This window comes from Bacillus sp. JJ1773, from assembly GCF_036962035.1.
Lineage (GTDB): Bacteria > Bacillota > Bacilli > Bacillales > Cytobacillaceae > Cytobacillus.
The window spans coordinates 13,843-39,975 of the sequence record NZ_JBALNX010000022.1; the positions used below are offsets into that span (position 1 = coordinate 13,843).

Sequence of the window (26,133 nt, forward strand, 5' to 3'; positions counted from 1 at the left end):
AAGCAGGTGAAGATATGGCTGAGTTTTATATTGGGCAGCAGGCATCATGCAGTAAAACAATAACTGAAACAGATTTTGTATTATTTGCGGGGATAAGCGGTGATTTCAACCCAATTCATATTAACAGTGAATATGCAAAGAAAACAAGATTTAAACAGCGTATTGCCCATGGTTTATTAACCTCAAGTTTATTATCGCAATTATTAGGAGTACATTTGCCAGGGAAAGGGTCTGTATATATGGAACAGACGATACGCTTCAAGTTCCCGGTTTTTATCGGGGATACAATTACTGCGACAGCCACTGTTCAGGAATTCATTGAAGAGAAGAAAATTATTAAGTTATTAACGGAATGCCATAATCAAAATGATGAACTTGTGCTAACTGGATCAGCAGTAATGATGGTACCGGCAAAAGGAGAGCTGATATGAAAGCGATTGGAATCGAAGCAACCAGCGTTTATTTTCCAAAGGGGATTGAAACAGCAGAAGCATTAGCTAAAAAGACTGGTATTCCCGAAAAAATAATTATTGAAAAGTTTGGTTTATACCAGAAACATGTAGCAGATGATACGATGCATGCATCGGACTTAGCGATTGCAGCAGCAAGGCCAATTTTATCAAAAGTAGACCCATTATCCATTGATGTTGTTATTTATTTTGGCAGTCCACACAAAGACTATTATGTTTGGTCAAGTGCACCAAAGATACAGTATGAGCTTGGAACAAAAAATGCCTATGCATTTGAAATGATGAATGTAAGCTCATGCTTCCCAATTGCTTTAAAGGTGGCAAAAGATATGCTAATGGCAGACGAGTCTATTAAAAATATTTTACTAGTAGGCGGATGTAAAGAATCACAAATTATTGATTATGATAATCCTCGCTCGCGTTTTATGTTTAATTTTGCCGATGGAGGAACTGCCGCTTTAGTAAAACGAGATGCAACTATGAGTGAAATTTTAGATAGCGTCATCATCACAGATGGATCATTCCATGAAGATGTACGTGTTCCAGCAGGGGGATCTAAGCACTTTGCAAGCATGGAGTCGGTTCAAAACAGACAGCATTATATTGATGTTGTTGAACCGGCTAGCATGAAAGAGAGACTAGACCCTGTGTCCATTCCAAATTTTGAGAAAGTTATACTTCAAGCATTACAAAAAAGCGGATTAGCACTTCAAGACATTAACGTTCTCCTGCCACTTCATTCGAAACGCTCCATGTTTAGAGAACTCCTTCAACGATTAAACTTACCAGAAGAAAAAGCAGTGTATTTAGATCATCATGGTCATATGTCTGCACTTGATCCATGTATTGGACTGCATTTTGCAAGTCAGCAAGGAAAATTAAAAGCCGGCGATATTGCTGTAGCGGTCAGTGCTGGCACAGGGTATACATGGGCAGCCACAGTCATTGAATGGAAAGGAGGAAAAGGATAAGTATAATGTTGTGTTAGTAATCTTATTTTTACAATAAATTAGCAATTACAGGGAGATGAGGATTATGTTCAAGAAAAAATCTTTTGGTAAAGTATTGTTTCTATTTATGTTAACAGTGCTTATGGTTTTTACATCAGCTTGTAATTCAGAATCGGCCAGTAATAAAGAGAATAATCCAGGAAGCTCAAACACTTCAGATGAAGTAAAAAAGGATCCAATTAAAATTGGGGTTCTCGCTTCATTAAGTGGAGCTCTTGAATCATATGGAAAGCAAACGGTTAATGGCTTTAAGCTCGGTCTTGATTATGCAACAGATGGAACAATGGAAGTAGCAGGTCACAAAATCGAGTATGTCATTGAGGATACAGAAACAAAACCTGAGGTTGCGATTCAAAAAGCAACGAAAATGATTGAAGAAGATAAGGTAGATTTCTTAATTGGATCTTCAAGTTCCGCCGATACATTAGCAGTTTTACCACTTGCTGAAGAATATGAAAAAATTATGGTCGTTGAACCAGCAGCAGCGGATAGCATCACGGGAGCTGATTGGAATAAATACATTTTCAGAACAGCACGCAACTCATCACAGGATGCGGTTGCTGGTGCTGCAGCTATTGCAGGCAAGGGTGTAAAAATTGCAACGCTCGCTCCTGATTATGCCTTTGGCCGAGATGGGATAGCTGCATTTAAAGAAGCTGCGGAGAAACTAGGGGCTGAAATTATCCATGAGGAATACGCCGACCCGGCTGCAACTGATTTTACCTCCAATATTCAAAAAATAATCGAAGCAAAGCCGGAATACTTATATGTTGTTTGGGCTGGAGCAAACACTCCATGGAACCAAATTGCCGATATGAAGGTTCAAGAAAAGGGCATAAAAATTTCAACAGGTACCGCTGATATTGCAACTCTTGCAACAATGGAAGCATTGATTGGAATGGAAGGGTTTACAGTCTATTTTCACGCTCTGCCAAAAAATGATGTCAATGATTGGTTAGTAGCTCAGCATAAAAGTGCGCATAACGGGGAAGTGCCAGATTTATTCACGCCAGGTGGCATGAGTGCAGCCATTGCTATTGTTGAAGCGATAAAAAAGACAGAAGGCAGCACAGATGTTGATAAGCTAATTAGCACAATGGAAGGAATGAGTTTTGATACGCCAAAAGGGAAAATGACATTCCGGAAAGAAGATCATCAGGCACTACAAACATTATATGCGATTCGTTTAGAAAAAGTGGATGGAGTCGATTATCCTATTCCGGTGCTAATGCGGGAATTAACACCAGAAGAAACAGCACCGCCTGTTCGGAACTAATTGATTAATTAATAGTAAGCTTCGGTAGCTATCGTACCGAAGTTTACTATTCTAGCAAAATCGCAAGTGCTAGGACAAAAAATTCGACAGGTGACTGGTACTTGTTGAAAAAAGAGGTGAAATAAATGATGACTCCTATTATCGAAACTAGGGACTTAACGATTACTTTTGGTGGACATGTTGCAGTCGATTCAGTAAATTTTTCTGTCCCATCAAACCATTTTAAGTCCATTATTGGGCCTAATGGCGCAGGTAAAACAACCTTTTTTAACTTGTTAAGCGGTCAGCTTTCCCCTATAAAAGGGCAAGTATTTTTAAAAGGAGAAGATATCACAAAACTGTCTCCAACAGAAAGAACAAGAAAGGGGATTGGACGCTCTTTCCAAATAACGAATGTATTCAGCAATTTAACGGTTTTAGAGAATGTAAGACTAGCCGTCCAATCTGCAGCAGGAGTTCGCTATCAAATGTTGAAGCATTTCCGAAAATATCGTCCATTCGAAGAGAAAGCATTAGAAATATTAACGCTTGTCCTCCTTGATAATAAAGCAGATGCGGTGGCAAAAAATCTTGCTCATGGAGAAAAAAGAAAATTAGAAATTGCTATGCTTTTAGCGCTTGAAACGGAGGTTCTTCTTTTAGATGAACCAACTGCCGGAATGTCACTTGAAGAAGTACCGGCTATTTTAGATGTTATAAAAAAAATCAAAGAAGCGGGTAATCGGACAATCATTTTAATCGAACATAAAATGGATATGATTCTCGATCTCTCGGACAGTTTAATGGTTTTATTTAATGGAAGATTTCTAGCAGATGGTACGCCTAGAGAAATTATGAATAATGAAACAGTTCAAACTGCTTATTTAGGAGGCCTGTATGATGACCACGCATCTTAAATTAGAGGGGATTGAAACATATATTGATCAATTTCATATTTTACAAGGTGTTTCATTGGAGGTTAAAAAAGGTGAAGTAACTGTATTATTAGGCAGAAATGGAGCAGGAAAGACAACGACACTTCGATCAATCATGGGTTTAAACCCGCCGGCAAAAGGCAGGATTGAATACAAAGGTGAGAACATTACAGGACTCGCAACCTATTTAATTGCCGCTAAAGGAATTGGCTATGTTCCCGAGGATCAAGGAATATTTGGTGAATTGACAGTGGAAGAAAACATGAAGGTTGCTATGAAAAAAGAAAATGAGCAAACGATGGAGCGGCTGGATTACATTCTGAACTTATTTCCTGATTTAAAGAAGTTTTGGAAGCGAAAAGGGGGTCATTTAAGCGGAGGTCAAAAACAAATGCTATCTATTGCAAGGGCATATGTGAATGATAATGATCTGCTGCTAATTGATGAACCAAGTAAAGGCTTAGCGCCAATTGTTGTTGAAAAGGTGATGGAGTCGATTCAGGAAATGAAAGCAAAAACAACGATTGTTTTAGTGGAGCAAAACTACATGATGGCAAGTACGATTGGCGACCATTTCTATATTATTGATGATGGCCGAACGATTCTTCATGGAGAAATGAGAGAGTTGAAAGAAGATGAAAAAGTTCGAAAACAATATTTAGGTATAGCGTAAGGCAAGTCATTGCGACACTGATTGACAAATGGGAATTTCAATAGGAGGGCTAGTACGTGATACGTATCGAAGAGAGGAGGAACTTGATTGGATGTATTAATTAATTTATCTATTAATGGACTTGCAACAGGAATGTTAGTTTTCCTTTTGGCGGCAGGGTTAACGCTGATTTTCGGGCTTATGGATGTATTGAATTTTGCCCACGGCGGATTGTTTGCTTGGGGAGCATATGCAGGTATTTGGACATATACATCGACTGGAAGCTATTTAATTGGAATGATATCTGCCTTACTGACAGGACTTATTTTGGGTTTATTTATGGAGAGAATCATAATAAAACCCGTCTATGGAAACCATATTCAACAAATATTAATCACACTGGGGGTCATGATTGTACTCTCAGAAATGTTAAAAGTGGTATGGGGGCCAAACCAGCTTAGTGCAAAAACACCTTCTTACTTAGCAGGAAGCTGGGAGTTTGGCGGAGTCATTATGATTAAATATCGCTTATTTATCATTGCTATTGGATTCCTTGTGTTTTTTATCGTTTATTATATTCTGAAAAATACGAAGATCGGTTTAATTGTACGTGCCGGTGTGATTAATAAAGAAATGGTGCAAGCACTTGGAGTAAACATAAAGAAAATCTTTATGTTAGTGTTCATGGTTGGTTCAGCGATGGCTGCACTAGGCGGAGTATTGCTTGGGCCGTATTCTGGCGTTATTTATGCGGAAATGGGAATGGAGTTTGCAATTTTGGCCTTTATTGTTGTTGTCATCGGAGGAATGGGAAGTATTACAGGGTCATTATTCGCTGCTATATTAGTGGGATTGTCAGGGGCATTCATGGCTTATTACGTTCCGGACTTATCACTTGCCGTAAATATGCTGCTTATGGCTGTTGTATTAATTTTTAGACCACAAGGATTATTCAAAGTAAAGGGGTGAGAAAATGAAGCTTCCTATGAATTCCTCGAAGGCGAATATTATTTATAGTGCAGTTGCATTTCTATTAATTTGTTTTCCATTTTTGAATGATACAAAAAGTATGCTGATTTTGTTTACGCAAGTCTTTATTTTTGCCGTATTTGCTATGAGCTATGATATTTTACTAGGTTTTACAGGCATCGTTTCATTTGGCCATGCGATGTTTTTCGGAATTGGTGCGTATACGACAGGAATATTTTTAAAAAGATTTGACCAAACCATCTTAGTCCTACTCCTTTCAATCTTAGTGGCTGCCATTATAGCAGGCGCAGTTAGCTATATCGTTGGACTTCTTTCTTTACGATTGAAAAGTCATTTTTATGCCATGTTAACACTTGCCTTTTCAGGATTGTTTTTAGTGGCTGTTGAAAAATGGCGTTCCTTAACGCATGGGAATGATGGCTTTACCTTTCAGATTCCAGATGTACTTAAAGATCGAGTAATACTTTATTTTGTCACACTGTTTCTTATGATCTTTATTTTTCTTGCGTTAAGACGATTTACAGAATCTCCTCTTGGCCGCGTCCTGCAAGCCATTCGAGAAAATGAACAGAGGGTAGAGTCTTTAGGATATACTGTGATTCATTATAAAATTATTGCTAGTGTTGTTGCAGGGGTAATCGCAAGCTTTGCTGGCTCCATGTATGTGCTGACACTTCGCTTTGTCAATACGTCTGTATTTGCTATTGATGTGACATTGGATGCGCTGCTAATGACAATTATTGGCGGGGTTGGGACTTTAGCGGGTGCGATTATCGGTGCTGGATTAATAGAATTTGCGCATCATTGGTTAACAGGTCTAGCTAAAGTCCATTGGATTTTTGAAAGGTGGATGATCTTCTTTGGAATCTTATACATTTTAGCAGTTATGTTCTTCCCATTAGGAATTGTAGGCACGATTAAATCTTGGTCATTTAAACGAAAAGGGAAGAATTCTAAGGTAGCTGATCATGAAAAAATAGCTAGCTGAAGGGTGAAAGTATATATAAAAAAAATAAAGGAGGGGGCAAGCTTAAATATGAAATCTTTTTACTAATGATTAGAAATTCATCCACAGAATATTGGGTGCCCGCCCTCCAATAACGGTATTGCTCTCATATATCAGGCACCCTAATCCAGAAGCAAGAGATCCGTCCCTGTGTTTTTCCATAAGATACGAGCTACTTTAAGGGAATAGTCACAGTAGCGGATCCCTTTAAATAATTTTCGTAGCTATTGAAATAAATTCGAATTGGATTTGTTTTATTGCTTGTGTCAAATGTGTAGGTTGATTCAACCATTCCATTACTATTTGTATTAGTAGAACCATTAGTATCAACAGTTTCGCCGTTTGCATCGACCGCTTGGAAAAACATTTGATAGAAATGATTTTCTTCTTTTGACTTATAGGTAGCACGAATTGTATTATTACTTTCAATCTCAATATTTACATTTACATTGTCGGGAATATAGAAGACTTTCTTCTTTAGAAAATCGACTTCGATATAATCCTTTCCTTTTGGCAATGCCTGCACATCATTGATTTCCAACGTCAAGCTTTTGGGTTCTCTAAAATAGTTGCTTTGAAAGAAGAGAGCTGCATCTCCGTCGCGCATACCTCCAAAGCCTGATACTCCATTTGTAATTGTGCCCCATACTTCGCCTTTCTCATCCAATAAACGCATGCTTTTTATTTGCAAAATTTGCATGGTGTTTGCAGAATCGACTGCGATATCAAGCTTTGCCCGAAGTGGAGAAATCCTCAGTGATTTTACGGTCAATTTTTGATCATCGATTTCTACAGTTTGATCCAATTTGTAATTTTTACTTTTTGCGATTTCCTTTTGCAAAGAAAAAGGGATGTTGAATGTTGTCTCATGTTCGTCTTTAAAGGTAATGGATAATTCGAAATTCGGATTTGTGAAATCGATATTTTTACTAGCGGTTACCTCTATAGTATCTTCTATATGATTTGTCGGCTCCTTGCCAAACCAACTATAAGTTATTCCAGCTTCCAGCCCTTTATTATTTTGTTTAATCTCAACTTCTTTTGTGTGGAGGTCATGAATCTCGAAGGGAGCTTCAAGCTCATAGTTAATAATCATTCCTGATTCATCTGCAATAATGCCGAGCAATGTAAATGTTAAATTATTCTTTGTTTCTGTTATATTAAGCTCTTCGTAATAATCATTTTTTAATATATCCTCAATTCCTTTGTCATAGGCAATCATCTCAACAAGCGGGGCAAAGCCTGGTATTTTCGCAACTGCTTGTGCAAAAGCAGGAGATACACGAATCGTTGTAATAAAGATTAGGATAAGAGCGGCTGTAATTGCTAACGTTCCTGTCCATTTTTTGTGGCTACGTCTTTCATTTTGTACTCTCTTTAACCCGTTTGTCCTTGCATAGGAGAGTGCTTCTTTCGGAACTGGAATCGAATTAAGTTCATCTTTTAAAGCGGCATATTCTTTTTCGTTCATTTAAAATTCCCTCCACTCGCTAAAATAATGGCGCAGCTTCCGTAGTGCTGTGTGCAATCTGGATTTAACTGTTCCTTCGGGAATATTTTGCGCGCTCGCAATCTCATTGTTTTTCATATCCTGAAAATATTTCAAATAAATTAATTGCTGCTGTTCATGTGACAATTGCGAAATCGCTTCAACAATCTCTAGATTAGGAGAATCATAATACTGTCCTTCGACCTCCAACGTTTCCCTCAGCTCAATACGACTTTTTCTCTTATGCATATCGTGGCACACATTTAGCAATATCCGAACGAGCCATGTTCCGACATAACGCGGCTCTTTAAGCGTATGAATTTTTTTATAGCTTCGGTATGTCGTTTCTTGGATGGCTTCAATCGCATCGTGCTCATTTTTTAAATAAGCAAACGCTGTCCGATACAATACATCTTCATATGCTTCAAGCACTTGTAAAAGAGCGTGTTCATCCCTTTTCATTGCTTTTTTTATAATATCTATCTCAACCACAGCGTTGCCTCCTTCCCTCTGCTACTTATTAGACTTAGCAGCAAGTGAAAACGTTCATCTTTTTTATTAATAATGGTCATTAGTGGGTTCCTAATTCTAATTGCAGTAAAGAAAAAGATTTGATAAAAAGGAATAGAATGGAATACTATTAAATACCAATTCTAACATGTTAAGTATTTATTAATACTTTAGTGATGTAAAAAATGAAATGGGAAGATGTTTGCGAAGCGTCCCTAGAACGGAAGGAGTTGAGGTTTGATAAATGTTCACAGACTTATTTCTCTTTTGTGTGGTTTTAATTTCAAACTTAATTATTGGCGTTTTATTGGGAATGACAGGAATATCAGGCTTTTTGCTCCCTTTAATTTATGTAGGTTTTTTAGTAATGCCTGTACATGATTCCCTTGCGCTGAGCTTTCTATCATTTGCAGTTTCGGGGATTATTGGTGCTTACTCCTACTGGAAATCTAAGAACATGGATCTAAAATTAGCCCTATACCTGAGTATTGGCAGCCTCCCTGGTGCATTTATGGGTGTCCAAATCAATGTGCTAATTTCTGATTTTCTAGCAAAACTTCTCCTTTATATTTTTATTCTAATAGCTGGCCTATCCATTTTGCTTAGGAAAAACAATAGAAATGCAGAAAGGCAATCGAAAATACTAAATAACCATTTAGCAGTTATTATGATTGGATTAATTACAGCTGCGGTCTGCTCATTAACAGGAGCGGGAGGCCCTATTTTACTCGTTCCGTTATTAGCAAGTTTAGGGGTAAATATAAGGGTAGCCGTTGGAGTGAGTTTGTTGAACTCAGTTGTTATTGCCATTCCATCTATATTTGGGTACTTTGCTCATGCAAGTATGGGTAATCTCACCATGTTAATTATAGCAAGTTTGATAGGTACGATTGTTGGGATATTAATAGGGGCACACTTTGCAAATAAGGTACCTATTCATCATATGAAACTATTTATTGCTATCATAACCATTCTATCTTCTATGTATATGCTTATTTCTTTAGTTTTATCTTTTGGCCATTTGTCATTTACATAGTACATTGAAAGCTGATGTAATGAAAAATAAGAGAGGTGAGAAGTGAAAATACATTTTGTTTGGACAGAGAATCCTTTATTTCCATAAAATCAGCATCTTTGGGGTTTGAATAGGAAAGAGAATCTCTTAATTATAAAAAACAAGGGAAAATAGCATTCTTTTGCATGCAATAGCGGAAACGGGGTCCGATAACCTCAAGAAAAACAATCTATTCGAATAAATAACGGAATGAGGGTCCTCGAAGATAACACCCCCTCATAATGAAATGCTAATGAGTAAAATAGTTTATCCTGGCATATGGGCTTAAGTGAAGAGGAGGAAACTAATCATCCAAAATTGCTTTTGATATTCCGGATTGATAAACTAATTTTGTCTATCTTGATTTATAAAAAGGAGTTTTTTGGATGATAAACAAAGTTGGAAAAGTGACGGTTTATGTACAAGATCAGGAAGCAGCAAAAGACTTTTGGATCAATAAGGTTGGCTTTGTTTTAAAATTTGAACAGCCAATGGGGCCAGATGCGTTTTGGATTGAGGTTGGGCCAGGCGAGGATGAATTTACGACTTTAGTGCTTTATTCTAAGTCGGCAATGGAACAACATCAGCCATCTAAGGTTGCACATCCATCTATACTTTTCAGTACAACTGATATCGAATCAGCTTATGAGAAAATGAAACAAAATGGAGTACAAGTGGAGGAAATGATGAGACTGCCATTTGGAACGATGTTTTCATTTAAGGACCAGGATGGAAATGATTATTTATTAAGGGAAGATAAGTAAATTAATTGAAGGCATTGCGTGCTTTCGGTATTTCAGGCACCTTTGTTTACACGCAACTATTTTGTATATGAAAATATTCTATAATCCACAAACCTTTGATACTTTGCTAATAGATAAAAATGCTGATAGATAACCCTCGAAAGATCAGGTTCAATATTCAAAAATGATTAACAATACTTTGGGAGGTTCTATATTATGAAAATTGTTACGATGGTTGGAAGTATCCGAAAGGGTTCTCTTAATAGACAGCTCGCTGAGACTATGAAGGAACGTTATGTCGATAAAATGGATATGTTTATTACTGACATTCGTAGTCTCCCTCATTTTGACGAAGATGAAGAAAACAATCCGCCGCAGGCTGTAAAGGAATTTAAAGAGACAATCGCAAGTGCAGATGGGGTTATCATTATTACTCCAGAATACAATTGGTCGGTTCCTGGCGTTTTAAAAAATGCCTTAGATTGGGCATCTAGGGTGGACAAGGTTTTCATTGGCAAACCAGTAATGGCTCTAGGCGTGACTCCAGGAATGCTCGGTACCATTCGTGCTCAAATGCATTTACGTGAAATTCTATCATCGCCTGGTGTTCAAGCTAAGATACTTCCTCCTGGTGGAAATGAGGTATTGATTGGTCTTGCAAATCAGAAATTCGATGAGACAGGTCAGCTTGTAGATGAGGGGACTCTAAAGTTCTTAGATGAAAAGGTTGCCAAATTTATAGATTTCGTAAAGGCAGTATAAGGGAAGGGCATTTTCGTAAAATGTTTCCGGCATTTAAAAACGTTAAATATATCAAGAAACTAAGGAGCTCTATTATATAGGGCTCTTTGACTTATAAGATCATAATTTCCTCTTTTAAGGGAATCATATTCCATACAAATGAAATCAATCATAGGTGAGCGGATAAGATACATTTTAGAGGAGGCTCCTGGCAAAGTTAAATGGACGATTATACGAATGACAATACAGCCAGTACCAGAAAAATTTAGGTTTTATTATGGCTGCTAAATTCATACACTCTTCTTGATTAAGTTATTGATAATAAATAATTGGGAGAGTAGAAAATGAAAGTTAATTTCGAAATGGAAAAAGCGAAGATGCTGGCTAACCAAATAATGACATTTATTAAATATGTTCATAAAAGCTATGAGAATAGGAACACTGTTTATTCAAATTCTGACAAATTGTATCAAATAAAACTTCTCTCAGTTGAGTTTAAGTTCCAAATAATTGCAGAGGAACTACTAAGAATTAATCAGTTTTCATGGGATGAAAAGTACACTCACTATTTAGTGGATGAATTTCAGAAGGGGTTAAATATAATGGAGGAATATGTGAGAAAAAATTATGATGATTTATTCATCTTATCGGCCAGACTATATACATTAAACAGCCATAGTCTATTAATTAGGAGTAAGAAGTAAAAAGCCTGACTTCAGCAGTGATAAGCGAGTCAGGCTTTTAATTTTATATGCTAATGCTCTCAACTAAATTGAGCCTGATGCAGCCTGCTGTATATTCCTTCAGATTCCAGCAGTTCTTGGTGGTTGCCCTGCTCCGCAATTCCATCTTTCGTTACAACGAGAATTCGATCAGCATTTTTAATGGTGGCCAATCTATGAGCAATAACTAGCGTGGTTCTGCCTTCAGTGAGTTCCTCCAATGACTTTTGAATCGCTGCCTCTGTTTCTGTGTCAAGGGCGGATGTAGCTTCATCCAAGATTAGAATTGGCGGATTTTTAAGGAACATTCGGGCAATGGCGAGCCTCTGCTTTTGTCCGCCGGAAAGCTTAACGCCCCTTTCACCAATAATCGTATCAAGACCTTGAGGCTGACTTTGGATAAAGTCATCAAGCTTCGCTTTTTCAGCAGCATCTAAGATTTCCTCATCAGTCGCATTCAATTTCCCATAGGCAATATTTTCGCGAATAGTACCAGAGAATAGAAACACATCCTGCTGGACAATCCCAATTTGTCTGCGCAAGGATGATAGTTTAATATCCCGAATATCTATTTGATTTATAGATATGGAGCCTTCTTGAACCTCGTAAAATCGCGGAAGGAGGCTGCAGAGGGTTGTTTTTCCAGCACCAGATGGGCCAACAAAAGCAACAGTTTCTCCGGGTTGAATGGATAGATTAATATTATTAAGCACAGGTTGATTTCCTTCATAACCAAAAGAAACATTGTTGTACTGGATTGTTCCAGCGGGCTCCATCTCAATAGCATCCTCGGAATCTTCAATATCAGGCTCCGTGTCGATAATTTCTGTATATCGCTTAAATCCAGCAATTCCCTTCGGATAACTTTCAATAACCGCATTAATCTTTTGAATGGGGCCGATCAAAATATTTGATAACAAGATAAAAGCAACGAACTCCCCATAAGTTAATTCTCTAGATATAACAAAAAACGTACCAAATAGTAGGGTAAAAAGAGTTATGGTTCTCATAAACAAATAATTAGCCATCACATTTTGCGCCATAATCTTATAGGATTGCAGCTTAGTTAGACGATAGTTTTCATTGTTTTCTTTAAACTTTTTCTGCTCATACTTTTCGTTAGCAAATGCTTGAACGACGCGAATACCCCCGATGCTGTCCTCTATTCGTGAATTAATCTCCGCTACATCCTGGAACATTCTTCGAAAGGTTCTTGTCATTTTTTTATTAAAATAAATCGCAAATATAATCAGAAGAGGGATGACGATAAAAGAAATAACCGCAAGCTTCCAGTTAATGCTGACCATCAAGGTAAAAGAGCCAACAAGTGTCATGATGGCAACAAATACATCTTCTGGACCGTGATGGGCCACTTCCCCAATCTCCTCAAGATCCTTCGTCAGCCGTGAAATGCTATGTCCTGTCTTATTGTTGTCATAATATCCAAATGAAAGCTTTTGCATATGCGTAAACAGCTTTTGGCGCATATCTGTTTCAATATTAATACCTAAATTATGTCCCCAATAAGTAACAATATAATGTAATCCTGTATTAAGAAGATAAATCAGAAGCAGTCCCGCACAGGCTAAAAGAATAATGCTCCAATTTCCTTCTGGGAGCAGCCGGTCAATGACCTGATTAACGGCTAAAGGAAATGCAAGCTCTAATATGCCCACAATAATTGCTGATACAAAATCAAGGATAAACAACCATTTATATGGCCGATAATAAGAAAAAAAGCGTAATAACAAATCAAAACCTCCAGAAAAAATATACTGAGCAATATAGTCTGAATTGAAATTCATTCTCAATTATAAGTGTTATTTCCTTTTTATTCAATATAAATGCAGCTAATCTCGCTACTCATCCAATAATAAAAAATACCCTCATGTCAGAGGGTATACAAGTTTTGACCATTACGGGATAGAGGCCCCTTGGTTGCTATTAATAAACACGATCACCGTTAAATATAGAGTTCTTCACAATAACATAGTCAACATTGCGAATGGAGCTTAGTTTGCTTCCTCCAGAATAAGAAATGGAAGACTGGAGATCCTGCTCCATTTCCGTTAATGTCTCTTGTAAAGGACCTTTGTATTCAACAAACATTTTTTTGCCTTCTACATTTTTCTTTTCGCCTTTTTGGAATTCGGAAGCAGAACCGAAGTATTCCTTGTATAGTTTACCGTCTTTCTCGACCGTTTCACCTGGTGATTCTTCGTGGCCGGCAAATAAAGAGCCAATCATCACCATAGTGGCGCCAAATCTTACCGATTTTGCGATGTCTCCATGTGTACGAATGCCACCATCTGCGATAATAGGCTTGCTAGCCGCCTTTGCGCACCAGCGTAAAGCAGCTAATTGCCAGCCGCCAGTTCCAAAGCCAGTTTTGATCTTCGTGATACATACTTTACCTGGTCCAATCCCAACCTTTGTTGCGTCTGCACCAGCATTTTCTAATTCCCTTACTGCTTCTGGTGTACCAACATTTCCTGCAATCACAAAGCTGTTCGGCAAGTGCTTTTTAATATGTTGAATGATATTGATTACAGCATTAGAGTGGCCGTGCGCAATATCAATTGTGATGAATTCTGGGACAAGCTCAGCCTGTGCTAAATCTTCAATGAATCCATATTCCTCTTCCTTAACACCTACACTAATAGATGCAATTAATCCACGAGCCTTCATATCTTTAATAAAGGAAATTCGTTTTTCTGGATTAAAACGATGCATGATATAGAAGTAACCATTTTCAGCCAAATAAATAGCAATCTTCTCATCGATAATTGTTTGCATATTTGCAGGAACGACAGGCAGTTTAAATGTATGTCCTCCTAAAGTTACAGCTGTATCACATTCAGAACGGCTATTTACAACACATTTCGCCGGAATCAATTGAATATCTTCATAATCAAATACGTTTTCCATATTATACACCCCTAAAAACGAATATTTAAGCAAGGACACCTAATAAATGTTCGTCCATATAGTAATTTACATGATTGCCATTTGAATGTCAAAGTTTTTATTATTATTTGCTATGACATTAAAAAAATTAAAAAAACCTCTTTTTTTGATAGAGAAAAGTACGATAATTTCGCCGAATAGTCTAAGTAAGTATGCTTTTTAGCAAAATGTGTAGAATTTTGTATATAGAATTTCAATTTTATAAGCTATCTGTGTTAATATTAGATGGGCCTCTTTATAAAACTTATGTATTTGACATGCATGAATAAAGAGGATTTTGCTATCATTTTTTGAACTAAGTCATGGGGGGAGGATATAAGATGAGTACGGATAGAACACCTTCTCCGCAAAAGTCTTTCTTATCTGATCTAAGGTCACTTTTCAAAGCGAATGTATTAATAGCCAATGTTCTGCCGGTGTTTACCGGATTCTGGTTAGCACTGTACTTTTCAAATGAATCCTTTATGGAGCAAATACCGTTATTTTTACTGACTATGGTTGGAAGTACATTTGTAATGGCAGGGGCACTTATTATTAATAATTGGTATGATGTGGATATTGATAGAGTAATGGATAGGACGAAAAACCGTCCGACCGTAACAGGCCATTTTACTTTAAAGGCTGTATTATTTATGGGGATTACCTTTTCCATATTGGGTTTCCTCATTCTCTTTTTTACAACTCTTGAAGCTGTCTTCTATGCATTTATCGGGTGGTTTACCTATGTTATATTGTACACGATGTGGTCCAAACGAAAATTTACTCTGAATACAGTAATTGGAAGTATCTCGGGGGCTGTTTCTCCTTTAATTGGATGGGCAGCTATTGCGTCTAGCATTCATATAATTCCAATTGTATTGTTTCTGATTTTATTTATTTTCCAAATGCCGCATACATTCGCCATAGCTATAAGGAAACATGATGAGTATAAAGCAGCAGGTGTAGCCATGCTGCCAGTTGTTCATGGGTTTTCTATGACGAAGCGGCAAATTCTTGTATATGTAGCATGTTTGCTTCCGCTGCCATTTTATTTAGCTCCGCTCGGTACAGTGTTCCTATTCGTTGCTACCTTGCTTAATATCGCATGGCTAGTGATTAGTATAAGGGGATTTTTTGCGAAAGATGATCAGAAGTGGGCTCGGGTCATGTTTCTATATTCGGTTAATTATATTGCCATCTTGTATTTACTGATGGTTGTAGTAACCTTACCGATATTTGAATAACTCACTACATTTTTTAGTACAATTAAAAAGGGGAAACATGGCTAATCGTGAGCCGTGTTTCCCTTTTTTGCTTTTCAGACAAATATTTTTATCAGTGAATTTTGCTTGTTTCTCTAAGAATCAACCCATTATCAGAAGCAGCCCGAACCCAACTTGGATACTCGGCCATAAGCAAATCATATAACTCATGATCGGAAATCGTTTGCGGATCTTCCACACTGAAGAAGTTAGCATTATCCAAATATCGTCCTGTTAAGTTATCTAACTCCTCCAGGAAGGAAAAATCGGATTGAAACGCTCTAAAGAATCCTCTTGGCTTTGTCCCTTTATTGGATTTCCCGATAGCCATGAACTGCCAGAAGATTGGTTCGTAAGATGAGCTTTGAATATGGCTGATTGTTTCTTTTTCATCAAAGGTTGCACCATCAGTCACAAACATCACATAGACAGGTACGTCATTTGGCAAAGCACTATTCCGCCTCTCTGCTGAACCAAAGTAATGGTTGCGGATTGTTTTCATGACCTTCCCATAATACGTGCTGCCCTCTAATGGATATTGTCTAATTAACCGATTGACAAAGCCATTAAAGTTATCAATCGTCAATTCTCCAGCATCATGAGCTTTTGCCCCAAATAAGAAAATATCAATGGAGCCATCATCATCAAAGCGCGTACCGAGTGCTAATATCCTTTCTGCAAATTCTTGGATTTTTCCGGAGCGGTACAGATTTGCCATTGAGCCTGATATGTCTAAGCAAAGTGCAACCTTGGCTTGATGGTTTTGTAAGCCAACCTTTTGTAAGCTGACTGTTGCTTTTTTGGAAAGGTCCAAAATTTTTGGTGCCTGCTGCTCCATCTTCTTTTCTAACATAATTCTTTTAGTATTGATTGGCTGAGAGGGAGGAGTTGGTGCAGCTTGTGTAACTGGCGAAGATGCAGGCTGCTGTGGGCTCTCCTCAGCCACTTCACCGCCAAAATCCTTCAATAAGGCAGCTAGTCCACCATCAAAGCCTCGACCAACAGAAGAAACCCTCCAAAGCGATTTATAATAGATTTCCGATATAATAACTGCTTTTTCATTGCTGAAATCGGATCCTTGAAAAGAATATTCCATGATTGGCTGTCCATTTGCTTTTACGACAAAAGATCCGGAAGAAATCATCCCCATTGTTCCATTTCCGTCAATGGTTGCTGTAAAGACTAAATATTGAGAAGTGGGTGGCAGCTTGGATAAATCGATTAAAAAAGTTCCGCTGCCGCTGTTATGGGATTGCAGCTGAATTTCATTTAAAGGTGAATGAAGCTGGTTATAGAAGATCATATATCGGTCATCGGCAATTTTTTTGTTTTCGTTTAACCCAAAGCACGTAATGTCAACTTCAAAACCGGACGCAACGTTTATTTCGACCTGAAGCTGAGTGGAAGGGGTGAAATCGGACAATTTAACCTTTTCTCCACGAATTAAAGATTTCATAAGTGCTCCTCCTTTAAGCAATGGTATTATTTGTATTGTATAATAAAATCGTTCACCATGAACGCTGTTTTTATTGGAAACCACCGAAACTTTCGTCATGAGGCTTCAGAGTACGCTTTTACATAAGAGTTCACACAAATCGCTCGTCATGACCACCTCTGAAAAGGGAAAAAGTATTTGGATGATGCAATGTGGAATTAAATTACATAGGAGGAAATAAATAGAGGTTTCTTATAGAATAGATAAAGGACAATTATTTGTGTTTATAATCGTCCTTTATGTCTTTTAATTATTTAATTGCTTTACTAACTTTTAATTTCTTTCCTTTGACTGTTGTATTCTCCATTGCTTGTAAAACTAGTGAGCCTTTTCCGTTAAGAATATCAACATATGACAGATGATCCTTGACCGTAATAATTCCAATATCATTTGCTGTGACTCCAGGGATTTTTGCAATCGTTCCAACGAAATCTACAGCTCGAATCTTTTTGTTTTTTCCGCCGCTGAAATGAAGTTTCATGATATCTTGGTTTATTCGGGCAGTTTTATTATTTTTAACGGCTCTGCGGCCACTCATTTTTTCTTCGAAGGCAGCTTTTCCTGCAGCCACTTCTTGATATTTAGGAGCTTCCATAACAGGTATCTCGAAGCCAATATACTTTTCAATTGATTTCAGGAATTTTCCTTCATAAGGTGTTGCAAACGTGATCGCTTTGCCTTTGCTGCCGGCACGGCCAGTCCTACCTGTACGGTGGACATAGCTCTCTTTTTCCAGAGGAACGTCAAAATTGATCACAAGTGTCACATTATCAATATCAATTCCTCTTGCAGCTACATCGGTGGCCACTAGATAACGGGAATTTCCCATTTTGAACCCATCCATAACGGCAAACCGCACTTCTTGTTCTAACCCTCCATGGATTCGTTCACAAGAATAATTGGATTCTTCTAATTCGGTAAACACTGTATCTACATTTTCTTTAGTTCTGCAAAAAATAAGACAGCTATCTGGATTTTCAACGATCGTAACATCTTTAAGAAGTGAAATTTTCTCTTCTTCTTTCACCTCGATTAACTGATGTTCAATGGTATCCGATGTTACCCCAGTAGACTCAATCTCAATATGAATAGGATCCTTCATATATTTATGACAGAGATTTTCAACATCCTTAGGCAACGTTGCGGAAAATATCATCGTTACTCTATCTAAAGGAAGTTCATTTATTATCGCTTCTACTTCATCGATAAAACCCATGTTGAGCATTTCATCCGCTTCATCTATGATCAAAAACTTTATTTGGTCTAAAACTAAGGTTCCTCTTTCAATGTGGTCTATGACACGGCCAGGTGTACCTACAACCGCATGAGTTTTTTGTTTTAATTCGTCTTTTTGTTTCGAAAAAGGTTCTTTTCCATATAGGGCGGTAGCTTTGATTCGTTTAAACCTTCCGATATTCGTGATATCTTCTCGAACTTGAACAGCAAGCTCCCTCGTTGGTGTTAGAACTAATGCCTGTGGCTTTTTTTCCTCCCATTCAATCATTTCGCAAATAGGTATACCAAAGGATGCAGTTTTCCCGCTGCCTGTTTGAGATTTAACAACAAGATCCTGCTTTTCGAGTGCTAATGGCAGGACATCAATCTGAACCTGTGTGGGAGTTTCATATTTTAATACAGCTAGTGCTCTTTTTATTTCATCACTTAAATGGTAATCAGCAAAACTTTTTTCATTCATGTATAAACCTCATTTTTCGTTTTTTCCAATTCATGAATAGGATTCTCCTAAAGGATTATCATATGCATGATGTGAATATGGTTCATTATACGTGAAATACCGAACGAGTTGGATTTTATTTTTAAAAAAACAACTGGTTTTCATTAAGCAGCTGTCATGGGGAAGGTGGTCCATTAAGTCCGAAATGGAGGCTTTTCTTGTTTATATTCCGTGAAAGTGTTTTACAGAATTTATCTTTAAGTCTATCTTGTACATGACGTTTGTCATGCCTTGTAGGTGACACCTGCTACTAACAACTCCAAATCCCTTCCTTTATAATTAAAATTAACAAGGGATTCAAGGAAGGAATTTAAATAAATGACCTTACAAAACACGAAGAATTTGAGAAAACAAGTAGCTCCATTTGAAAAATCAACGACAAAAGAAAGTGTATGGCAGCTCATTAATACGGTCGTTCCATTTATTACATTATGGTATCTTGCCTATTTAAGCCTGTCCGTATCATATTGGCTGGCATTAGTGCCCATTGTGATTGCGGCTGGTTTTTTAACGAGAATTTTTATTATCTTTCATGATTGCACCCACCATTCCTTTTTTAAAGATCGCCGTGCCAATCGAATAGTTGGTACAGCAATGGGTGTTTTGACAATCTTTCCTTTTGATCAATGGGGGCATGAGCACTCCGTTCATCACGCAACAAGCGGGAACTTAGATAAACGCGGGACAGGAGATATTTGGACGCTTACAGTAGATGAATATTTAGAGGCGCCGCTCAGACTTCGTTTAGCTTATCGTTTTTACCGTAATCCATTCGTTATGTTCGGATTAGGACCGATTTATGTATTTCTTCTTAAAAATAGATTTAACCGTAAAGGTGCCAAAAAGAAGGAACGCATGAACACTTATTTGACGAATGTCCTAATCGCTGCTTTAGTAGGGTTGCTCTGCTGGGCGGTAGGATGGCAGTCATTCCTTCTCGTCCAAGGATCGATTTTCTTACTATCTGGTTCAGTAGGCATTTGGTTGTTTTATGTACAGCATACGTTCGAGGATTCTTATTTTGAAGCAGATAAAGATTGGGAATATGTGAAAGCGGCAGTAGAAGGAAGCTCCTTTTATAAGCTTCCAAAACTTATGCAATTCTTAACTGGAAATATTGGGTTTCACCATGTTCACCATTTAAGTCCAAGGGTTCCAAATTATAAACTAGAACAGGCACACAATAATACGCCACCCTTACAAAACGTTCCGACGATCTCTCTCGCCACAAGTTTGAAGTCGCTCCGATTCCGTCTATGGGATGAGCAAAACAAGAATTTCGTTAGTTTTAAAGAAGCTAAAGCTTTAGTTGAAAATAGAGTTTCCGCTTGAACTGTAACTTCGACTGGCTCCCCTTCACTCTAGGGGAGTTTTTGTTTAATGGTGCATCTAGATAAGGAGAGAATGAAAATGATTCGAATTGTCATTGCTGAGGATCAGGAAATGCTGTTAGGGGTTATAGGTTCGCTTCTAAATATGGAAAGTGACATGGAAGTGGTCGGTCGGGCAAGGAATGGAGAAGAGACCCTAACCCTTGTACAACAATTGCAGCCCGATGTTTGTATTATGGACATAGACATGTCCGGAATGAGCAAACTTGAGGTAGTAGATGCCTGCATGACAACAGGGTGTAAGGTAATCATTTTATCAACCTTTGCAAAAACAGGCTATTTTGAAGGTGCCCTGAAAGCGGGTGTAAGAGGTTATTTATTGAAGGACACCCCAAGCGAGGAGTTAATCGCCTCAATACACAGCATTATGAAAGGGGAATACGTCTACTCCCCCGAACTACTGGATAAGGATTCTAGAGATAACGAACAAGGAATAGAAATGTTTGAACGGTTAACAGGTAGTCAAATCATAAATGAAGGCTCTGATCATAAATACAACAAAATTGTATCCGTCAGAAGCTTTTTTTCCACAATCATGGATAAAATGAAGTTGCCGGCAGGATAGGTATTAATAGAGAATATTCATAGTCCAATCCCTCAGTATACTAAAGTATTTCTGTACTGGGGGATTGGACTTTGTTTTTCAATCTTGGGGTCGGTCTTCTCTAATTGGAATTTGAATTATGTTTTATTTGCTCATTATACAATTCAGTTTTTTTGATATTTACCCCAACAAACGTTTCCAGGATGGCTTGTCCTCCTGCAATGGAAAGGATGAAAATAATAAATTTAGCAATGGAGGGAAGAAAAAGATAACTTGTACAGAGCAGGATTGCAGACCAAATTCCTGTGCACCAATAACAGGTTAAAAGGTAACCAATCATGGACTTTGGCACCTTTTTGATTTCATGGTCGGGAGTTTCCTTGTTCGTTAAAAAAAGATTTCTTAAAGGTTCTGCTATTTTATCAAAAACGATTAAATGGGTTAAACGATAACTTGCTAAAATAATCATCATAAAAGCCATCCATGATATATCCAATAGGGAATCCTCCTAAATGTTCCTTTTTTTAGTATCACCGGATAGTATCCATATTATTTTAAGAATCATGAGAGAATTTTATGCAGTCTAAGAGGTTGAGTGTAACGGGTATTTATATCGAGAAAAAAGTTTTCTATAAATGTCTGAATATATTTACAATTCATATAACGATAAACTACAATAACGTTATAAAGGTGTAATATAATTAATCATTTCCAATAGATTTAATAGGAGGAGCAGAAATGGCCAATCTTACAATGGTGGCCGAAAAGAGAAACTAGAACAATTTATCAGACGGAATGAGGCAAGGGATAAAATCGAAGCAATGTTTTGGAGGAATCGAGGCAAAAGCTTCACATAGAGCTGTTCAATGTAAGTGTTTTGGAGGAAGTGAGGCAAAAACCCTCACATGGAACTGTTCAATGTAGGTGTTTTATTGGACGCAAGGAAAGAAAACTGAATTATAAAGGAAAGTAGGGGAGAATTGCATGTTTGAAACGATCCGTTATGACGTTAAAAATGGAGTTGCCTGGCTTTACTTAAATAGGCCAGACAAACTTAACGCGTTTACTGCGCAAATGAACCGTGAAATAAAAGACGCCGTAAGAAGCGCTTCAAAGGACGATAAGGTACGCTGCATAGTTATTACTGGCGAGGGCCGGGCGTTCTGTTCCGGCCAAGATTTATCAGAAGTCGATGAAAAAATGGATCATGGCGATGTGCTAAGAAACCATTACGGCCCGATGGTTAAACAATTGAGACAATGTGAAAAGCCGATTATCGCAGCAGTAAATGGAGTAGCTGCTGGAGCAGGATTTTCCCTTGCACTTTCGTGTGACTTTAGACTAGTTTCAGAGAAAGCGAGTTTCGTAAATGCTTTTATACATGTAGGGCTCATTCCAGACTCTGGAAATCTCTATTTTCTAAGTCAGCTCGTTGGTCATGCAAAGGCGGCAGAGCTCGCTATATTGGGAGAAAAAGTGCCCGCTGAGGAGGCTGTTCATATTGGCCTTGCGAATCGGATGATCCCAGTGGAGGCTTTCGAGAAAGAGGTAAGCAGCTTTGCTTCACGCCTTGCATCTATGCCGACGAAGGCGATAGGTTTAATCAAACGCTCACTAAAAGCAGTTTCCACTCTATCCTTTGAAGACTATCTTGAACACGAAGCACAAGGCCAGAGAGCGGCTGGATTAACAGCTGATCATCGTGAAGGCATTGAAGCATTTTTGCAAAAAAGAAAGCCTATTTTTTTAGGAAAATAATAAGGTGAGTTATACAAGTAATGCAGGCAGAGAAAGAAGTGTTATTCTAAGTGGAGATTAGCAAAGGTGAATTTATAAATATTAGTTAAGACGACAGCGAAATAAGGTTATCTTTCCATACTCATTGAATGCATAAGGAGGAGAATCGATATGATCACCCGCATTGTGGTTGTAGGATCCGGCGTAATGGGCAGAGGCATTGCCTATGTTGGAGCAGTTGGCGGATATTCAGTCACATTAGTAGACATTAATGAATCAGCTTTGCAAAATGCCAAGCAGGAAATTGGCTCGATTTTTGAAAAAGGACTGTTACGGGGAAAAATTTCTCCAGAAGAAGCAGTAAAAGCCCGTGCTAATTTAGGCTATGAAAGTAACTTGTCTAAAGCAGCTTCAGTTGCTGATTTAATCATTGAAGCTGTTCCTGAAATAGCAGCAATTAAAAAACAAGTGTTTGAAATAATGGAAGAGCATGCATCTGAAAGCTGCATCTTTGCTACTAATACATCCACAATGAGTCCAACAGAGATTGCTTCTTATGCAAAACGACCAGAAAAAACAATCGCGATGCATTTCTTTAATCCTGTACATAAAATGCCTCTCGTAGAAATTGTCCGCGGCTTGGAAACGAGTGAGGAAACAGCAAATGTCATCAGGGAAGTAGCTGTCAAAATGGGGAAAGAAACAGTCGTAATTAATGAATTCCCAGGATTCGTAACGAGCCGGATTAGTGCCCTTGTCGGCAACGAAGCGTTTTATATGCTTCAGGAGGGACTCGGAACACCTGAAGAAATTGATAAAGCTATTAAACTTGGCTTGAACTATCCAATGGGGCCATTTGAACTAGTTGACCTTGTCGGCCTTGATGTCCGTTTAAACAACCTAAAATATTTACATGAAAAGCTTGGCGAGAAATACCGCCCGGCACCGCTTCTAGAACAGTACGTCAAGGCCGGACGTCTAGGTCGAAAAAGCGGAAAAGGTGTTTATGACTATACGAACAAGGAAGAGATGGTAAAAAAATGAGAGAAGTAGTCATTATTGATGCTGTCCGTACACCGATAGGCAAATATAAAGGAGCTTTAAAAGATGTAAGACCAGATGACCTAGGTGCTGTTGTTATTAAGGCACTTATCGAAAGAAACCCTAAACTTCCCCCAGAAAAAATTGAAGAGGTTATTTTTGGCAACGCGAATCAGGCCGGGGAAGATAACCGAAATGTAGCGAGAATGTCTGCTTTGCTTGCGGGCCTTCCAGTGGAAGTCGGCGGAACGACCATCAACCGCCTGTGCGGTTCTGGCTTGGATGCGGTCTTGTATGCAGCAAGATCCATTGCTGTTGGCGAAGGTGATATTTTTATCGCGGGCGGAACAGAGAGTATGACACGTGCACCGCTCGTGATGGCGAAGCCTTCTCAGGACTATCCGCGCGGCAATATGGAATTGCAGGATACAACGATTGGCTGGCGCTTTACGAATCCAAAGCTGAAAGAAATGTACGGCACGGACTCCATGCCGCAAACGGCTGAAAATGTCGCACAGCGTTATAATATTTCACGAAGAGACCAGGATCAATTTGCCTTTGAAAGCCAGCTGCGTGCGAAAAAGGCGATGGAGGAAAATCGTTTTTCAGAGGAAATTGTCCCGGTTATTTACAAAGACCGTAAAGGAAATGAAATTATTGTAAATACAGACGAGCATCCACGCCCAGATTCTACACTGGAAAAGCTCGGCAAACTCAGCCCGCTCTTTGAAGGCGGTACAGTAACAGCTGGCAATGCCTCAGGAGTAAATGACGGAGCTTCTGCCCTGCTATTGATGAGCGCTGAAAAAGCTAAAGAATTGGGCTTGAAGCCGCTGGCGAAATATGTGACAGGTGCAACAGCGGGGCTTGAGCCAGCCGTTATGGGACTTGGTCCGATTTATGCATCAAGAAAAGCGCTTGAACGGGCAGGTTTAACAGTAGATGATTTGGGACTAATCGAATTGAATGAGGCGTTTGCATCTCAATCGCTTGAATGTATTCATCAGTTGGGACTTGATCAAAGTAAGGTGAACGTTAATGGGGGGGCGATTGCTTTCGGACATCCGCTTGGAGCAAGCGGTGCCCGCATTTTAACGACACTTCTTTATGAAATAAAGAAACGTGATGAAAAATATGGCCTTGCGACAATGTGTATCGGTGTTGGCCAGGGAATTGCTGCTATTGTTGAGAATGTAAATGAATAGTCCTATTTTTTGAACAACACTTTCAAACAGGCTGTCCAGAACCGCCCATTATATAGGCAGGTGTTGGGCAGTCTTTTTATAGAGAAAGGATGAAGGATAATGATGAAATTTGTTTGTGAATTGCTTCAAATCAAATACCCGATTATCCAGGGGGGAATGGGTAATATCAGCAATGCACAGCTGACAGCGGCTGTTTGCGAAGCGGGAGGTCTTGGGACAATTGGCTGCGGCACGATGGCACCAAATGAAGTAGAAAAAATTATTCTTGAAACGAAGCAGCGCACGAATAAACCTTTTGCTGTAAATATCGCGGTTAGTGTATCTCCTTATACGAAGGAGCTAATTGAACTCATGATTAATCACCGTATTCCAGTTGTATCCTTATCAGCGGGAAATCCGGCTCCTTACATTCCAGTGCTTCATGAACATGGTGTGAAGGTAATTGCCCTCGTTGCATCAGTAAAGCATGCCAAAAAAGCTGAAGCGGCTGGAGCGGATATTTTAGTAGCGGAAGGCTATGAGGCCGCAGGGATTAACTCTAGTCTGGAATTAACAACATTTACGCTTATTCCGCAAATTGTGAAGCATGTGAGCATACCAGTATTGGCAGCTGGTGGCATCGGAGACGGCAAAGGCCTAGCGGCAGCACTGATGCTGGGTGCAAGCGGAGTGCAAATGGGTACTAGACTAATCGCGACAAAAGAAGCACCATTTCACGATTTATATAAACAGAATCTTGTTAACGCAGGCGACACAGAAACGATGATTTTTGGCCGCAGTGTTGGTCAGGTCAGAAGAATTTTAAAAACACCATACGCGAAGACTCTTCATGATCGGGAAAAAGCGGGAATGACATTAGAGGAATATGCAGAATGGACATCGGAAGAAAAACATATTAAAGGTGCGATTGAAGGCGATTTGGAAAATGGATTTATGAACAGTGGCCAGATTGCGGGGTTAATCGAAGATGTTCCAAGTGTGAAGGAACTGCTTGTTGACATGATGGAGGAAACGGAAAGACGGTTAACCGAATCAGCACAAGAATTTGCAGCGTTTCGAAAAAGCAATCGGAACAAAAGCGTGTAAGAGTTCAAATTCTATGGGAATCTACGAAAAAGTGGAAACGAACCCGTACCCCGCCCCACTTGTACCTCAAACTTGCTATAATGATAACTACTAGAACAGACCTAAGCGGAATAA

Annotated in this window: 25 protein-coding genes; 18 read left to right on the forward strand and 7 right to left on the reverse strand. The window is 38.6% G+C overall.

Going from position 1 to position 26,133, the window contains the following annotated elements; genetic code table 11:
- Positions 1-14 precede the first annotated feature (14 nt).
- The 7 genes from V7127_RS04915 to V7127_RS04945 all read left to right on the forward strand — a co-directional run bounded on the left by V7127_RS04915 (position 15) and on the right by V7127_RS04945 (position 6,300).
- Positions 15-431 carry a MaoC family dehydratase gene (locus V7127_RS04915; protein WP_335484042.1) on the forward strand — a complete coding sequence of 139 codons (417 nt, stop codon included), beginning with the start codon at positions 15-17 and terminating at the stop codon, positions 429-431.
- Positions 428-1,441 (forward strand): 3-oxoacyl-ACP synthase, encoded by a 1,014-nt coding sequence (locus V7127_RS04920; protein WP_335484044.1) that lies wholly within the window; start codon positions 428-430, stop codon positions 1,439-1,441. Before V7127_RS04915 ends, V7127_RS04920 begins: the two co-directional genes overlap by 4 nt.
- 64 nt (positions 1,442-1,505) lie before the next feature.
- On the forward strand, positions 1,506-2,756 hold the full coding sequence (locus V7127_RS04925) for a substrate-binding domain-containing protein (RefSeq protein ID WP_335484046.1): 1,251 nt from the start codon (positions 1,506-1,508) through the stop codon (positions 2,754-2,756).
- 128 nt (positions 2,757-2,884) lie between these two features.
- Positions 2,885-3,652 (forward strand): ABC transporter ATP-binding protein, encoded by a 768-nt coding sequence (locus tag V7127_RS04930; RefSeq protein WP_335484135.1) that lies wholly within the window; start codon positions 2,885-2,887, stop codon positions 3,650-3,652.
- Positions 3,636-4,343 (forward strand): ABC transporter ATP-binding protein, encoded by a 708-nt coding sequence (locus tag V7127_RS04935; RefSeq protein WP_335484137.1) that lies wholly within the window; start codon positions 3,636-3,638, stop codon positions 4,341-4,343. Before V7127_RS04930 ends, V7127_RS04935 begins: the two co-directional genes overlap by 17 nt.
- A gap of 87 nt (positions 4,344-4,430) precedes the next feature.
- Positions 4,431-5,291: a branched-chain amino acid ABC transporter permease gene (locus V7127_RS04940; protein WP_335345900.1), complete on the forward strand. Its 861-nt coding sequence runs from the start codon at positions 4,431-4,433 to the stop codon at positions 5,289-5,291.
- Positions 5,292-5,295: 4 nt separating this feature from the next.
- Complete coding sequence (locus V7127_RS04945) at positions 5,296-6,300, forward strand: branched-chain amino acid ABC transporter permease (protein ID WP_335484048.1); 1,005 nt, start codon at positions 5,296-5,298, stop codon at positions 6,298-6,300.
- Between the two features lie 190 nt (positions 6,301-6,490).
- Here the strand turns inward: V7127_RS04945 and V7127_RS04950 are convergent, their stop codons facing one another.
- Positions 6,491-7,789: a DUF4179 domain-containing protein gene (locus V7127_RS04950; protein ID WP_335484050.1), complete on the reverse strand. Its 1,299-nt coding sequence runs from the start codon at positions 7,787-7,789 to the stop codon at positions 6,491-6,493.
- Positions 7,790-8,299: a sigma-70 family RNA polymerase sigma factor gene (locus tag V7127_RS04955; RefSeq protein ID WP_335484052.1), complete on the reverse strand. Its 510-nt coding sequence runs from the start codon at positions 8,297-8,299 to the stop codon at positions 7,790-7,792.
- A gap of 262 nt (positions 8,300-8,561) precedes the next feature.
- Here V7127_RS04955 and V7127_RS04960 point away from each other — a divergent pair, with 262 nt between their 5' ends.
- The 4 genes from V7127_RS04960 to V7127_RS04975 all read left to right on the forward strand — a co-directional run bounded on the left by V7127_RS04960 (position 8,562) and on the right by V7127_RS04975 (position 11,559).
- Positions 8,562-9,353, forward strand: coding sequence for a sulfite exporter TauE/SafE family protein (locus tag V7127_RS04960; RefSeq protein WP_335484054.1), 792 nt, complete (start codon positions 8,562-8,564; stop codon positions 9,351-9,353).
- A 404-nt stretch (positions 9,354-9,757) separates the two neighbouring features.
- Positions 9,758-10,135, forward strand: coding sequence for a VOC family protein (locus V7127_RS04965; protein WP_335345895.1), 378 nt, complete (start codon positions 9,758-9,760; stop codon positions 10,133-10,135).
- 195 nt (positions 10,136-10,330) lie between these two features.
- Positions 10,331-10,876 (forward strand): NADPH-dependent FMN reductase, encoded by a 546-nt coding sequence (locus tag V7127_RS04970; protein ID WP_335484056.1) that lies wholly within the window; start codon positions 10,331-10,333, stop codon positions 10,874-10,876.
- Between the two features lie 323 nt (positions 10,877-11,199).
- On the forward strand, positions 11,200-11,559 hold the full coding sequence (locus V7127_RS04975) for a hypothetical protein (protein WP_335345893.1): 360 nt from the start codon (positions 11,200-11,202) through the stop codon (positions 11,557-11,559).
- 59 nt (positions 11,560-11,618) lie between these two features.
- On the opposite strand, the gene V7127_RS04980 is transcribed toward V7127_RS04975, so the two are convergent.
- Both V7127_RS04980 and guaC read right to left on the reverse strand, forming a co-directional pair.
- The gene (locus V7127_RS04980; RefSeq protein WP_335484058.1) at positions 11,619-13,328 is read right to left on the reverse strand and encodes an ABC transporter ATP-binding protein; all 1,710 of its coding nucleotides are present in this window, start codon (positions 13,326-13,328) and stop codon (positions 11,619-11,621) included.
- Positions 13,329-13,521: 193 nt separating this feature from the next.
- A complete protein-coding gene (gene guaC / locus V7127_RS04985) occupies positions 13,522-14,505 on the reverse strand; it encodes a GMP reductase (RefSeq protein WP_335484060.1) in 984 nt (327 codons plus the stop codon).
- Positions 14,506-14,864: 359 nt separating this feature from the next.
- On the opposite strand from guaC, the gene cyoE reads away from it, so the two are divergent.
- Positions 14,865-15,767: a heme o synthase gene (gene cyoE, locus V7127_RS04990; protein WP_335484062.1), complete on the forward strand. Its 903-nt coding sequence runs from the start codon at positions 14,865-14,867 to the stop codon at positions 15,765-15,767.
- A gap of 91 nt (positions 15,768-15,858) precedes the next feature.
- On the opposite strand, the gene V7127_RS04995 is transcribed toward cyoE, so the two are convergent.
- Positions 15,859-17,241: a VWA domain-containing protein gene (locus tag V7127_RS04995; protein WP_335484064.1), complete on the reverse strand. Its 1,383-nt coding sequence runs from the start codon at positions 17,239-17,241 to the stop codon at positions 15,859-15,861.
- 289 nt (positions 17,242-17,530) lie between these two features.
- Entirely contained in the window at positions 17,531-18,976 is a 1,446-nt protein-coding gene (locus V7127_RS05000) for a DEAD/DEAH box helicase (RefSeq protein WP_335484066.1), read from the reverse strand.
- A 357-nt stretch (positions 18,977-19,333) separates the two neighbouring features.
- Between V7127_RS05000 and V7127_RS05005 the strand changes: the two genes are divergently transcribed.
- Positions 19,334-20,347, forward strand: coding sequence for a fatty acid desaturase (locus tag V7127_RS05005; protein WP_335484068.1), 1,014 nt, complete (start codon positions 19,334-19,336; stop codon positions 20,345-20,347).
- Between the two features lie 48 nt (positions 20,348-20,395).
- Positions 20,396-20,971, forward strand: a complete 576-nt coding sequence (locus V7127_RS05010) for a response regulator (protein ID WP_335484070.1) — start codon at positions 20,396-20,398, stop codon at positions 20,969-20,971.
- A 100-nt stretch (positions 20,972-21,071) separates the two neighbouring features.
- Here V7127_RS05010 and V7127_RS05015 read toward each other — a convergent pair whose 3' ends face one another.
- Entirely contained in the window at positions 21,072-21,431 is a 360-nt protein-coding gene (locus V7127_RS05015) for a DUF1360 domain-containing protein (RefSeq protein ID WP_335484139.1), read from the reverse strand.
- A gap of 503 nt (positions 21,432-21,934) precedes the next feature.
- Between V7127_RS05015 and V7127_RS05020 the strand changes: the two genes are divergently transcribed.
- The 4 genes from V7127_RS05020 to V7127_RS05035 all read left to right on the forward strand — a co-directional run bounded on the left by V7127_RS05020 (position 21,935) and on the right by V7127_RS05035 (position 26,019).
- Complete coding sequence (locus V7127_RS05020) at positions 21,935-22,708, forward strand: enoyl-CoA hydratase-related protein (RefSeq protein WP_335484072.1); 774 nt, start codon at positions 21,935-21,937, stop codon at positions 22,706-22,708.
- A gap of 150 nt (positions 22,709-22,858) precedes the next feature.
- Positions 22,859-23,731, forward strand: coding sequence for a 3-hydroxyacyl-CoA dehydrogenase (locus V7127_RS05025; protein WP_335354864.1), 873 nt, complete (start codon positions 22,859-22,861; stop codon positions 23,729-23,731).
- Positions 23,728-24,933, forward strand: a complete 1,206-nt coding sequence (locus V7127_RS05030; RefSeq protein WP_335484074.1) for an acetyl-CoA C-acyltransferase — start codon at positions 23,728-23,730, stop codon at positions 24,931-24,933. The genes V7127_RS05025 and V7127_RS05030 overlap by 4 nt, the downstream gene beginning before the upstream one ends.
- Positions 24,934-25,035: 102 nt before the next feature.
- Entirely contained in the window at positions 25,036-26,019 is a 984-nt protein-coding gene (locus V7127_RS05035) for an NAD(P)H-dependent flavin oxidoreductase (RefSeq protein ID WP_335484141.1), read from the forward strand.
- Positions 26,020-26,133 lie beyond the last annotated feature (114 nt).

Bases quoted from the DNA above. Each gene is read 5' to 3' on its own strand.
- V7127_RS04925 (WP_335484046.1), top strand. From the start codon at position 1,506: ATGTTCAAGAAAAAATCTTTTGGTAAAGTATTGTTTCTATTTATGTTA.
- cyoE (WP_335484062.1), top strand. From the start codon at position 14,865: ATGAGTACGGATAGAACACCTTCTCCGCAAAAGTCTTTCTTATCTGAT.
- V7127_RS04920 (WP_335484044.1), top strand. From the start codon at position 428: ATGAAAGCGATTGGAATCGAAGCAACCAGCGTTTATTTTCCAAAGGGG.
- V7127_RS05015 (WP_335484139.1), bottom strand. From the start codon at position 21,431: ATGGCTTTTATGATGATTATTTTAGCAAGTTATCGTTTAACCCATTTA.
- V7127_RS05020 (WP_335484072.1), top strand. From the start codon at position 21,935: ATGTTTGAAACGATCCGTTATGACGTTAAAAATGGAGTTGCCTGGCTT.
- V7127_RS05005 (WP_335484068.1), top strand. From the start codon at position 19,334: ATGACCTTACAAAACACGAAGAATTTGAGAAAACAAGTAGCTCCATTT.
- guaC (WP_335484060.1), bottom strand. From the start codon at position 14,505: ATGGAAAACGTATTTGATTATGAAGATATTCAATTGATTCCGGCGAAA.
- V7127_RS04960 (WP_335484054.1), top strand. From the start codon at position 8,562: ATGTTCACAGACTTATTTCTCTTTTGTGTGGTTTTAATTTCAAACTTA.
- V7127_RS04965 (WP_335345895.1), top strand. From the start codon at position 9,758: ATGATAAACAAAGTTGGAAAAGTGACGGTTTATGTACAAGATCAGGAA.
- V7127_RS04930 (WP_335484135.1), top strand. From the start codon at position 2,885: ATGACTCCTATTATCGAAACTAGGGACTTAACGATTACTTTTGGTGGA.
- V7127_RS04935 (WP_335484137.1), top strand. From the start codon at position 3,636: ATGACCACGCATCTTAAATTAGAGGGGATTGAAACATATATTGATCAA.
- V7127_RS05025 (WP_335354864.1), top strand. From the start codon at position 22,859: ATGATCACCCGCATTGTGGTTGTAGGATCCGGCGTAATGGGCAGAGGC.
- V7127_RS04950 (WP_335484050.1), bottom strand. From the start codon at position 7,789: ATGAACGAAAAAGAATATGCCGCTTTAAAAGATGAACTTAATTCGATT.
- V7127_RS05000 (WP_335484066.1), bottom strand. From the start codon at position 18,976: ATGAATGAAAAAAGTTTTGCTGATTACCATTTAAGTGATGAAATAAAA.
- V7127_RS05035 (WP_335484141.1), top strand. From the start codon at position 25,036: ATGAAATTTGTTTGTGAATTGCTTCAAATCAAATACCCGATTATCCAG.
- V7127_RS04975 (WP_335345893.1), top strand. From the start codon at position 11,200: ATGAAAGTTAATTTCGAAATGGAAAAAGCGAAGATGCTGGCTAACCAA.
- V7127_RS04945 (WP_335484048.1), top strand. From the start codon at position 5,296: ATGAAGCTTCCTATGAATTCCTCGAAGGCGAATATTATTTATAGTGCA.
- V7127_RS05030 (WP_335484074.1), top strand. From the start codon at position 23,728: ATGAGAGAAGTAGTCATTATTGATGCTGTCCGTACACCGATAGGCAAA.
- V7127_RS04915 (WP_335484042.1), top strand. From the start codon at position 15: ATGGCTGAGTTTTATATTGGGCAGCAGGCATCATGCAGTAAAACAATA.
- V7127_RS04970 (WP_335484056.1), top strand. From the start codon at position 10,331: ATGAAAATTGTTACGATGGTTGGAAGTATCCGAAAGGGTTCTCTTAAT.
- V7127_RS05010 (WP_335484070.1), top strand. From the start codon at position 20,396: ATGGTGCATCTAGATAAGGAGAGAATGAAAATGATTCGAATTGTCATT.
- V7127_RS04995 (WP_335484064.1), bottom strand. From the start codon at position 17,241: ATGAAATCTTTAATTCGTGGAGAAAAGGTTAAATTGTCCGATTTCACC.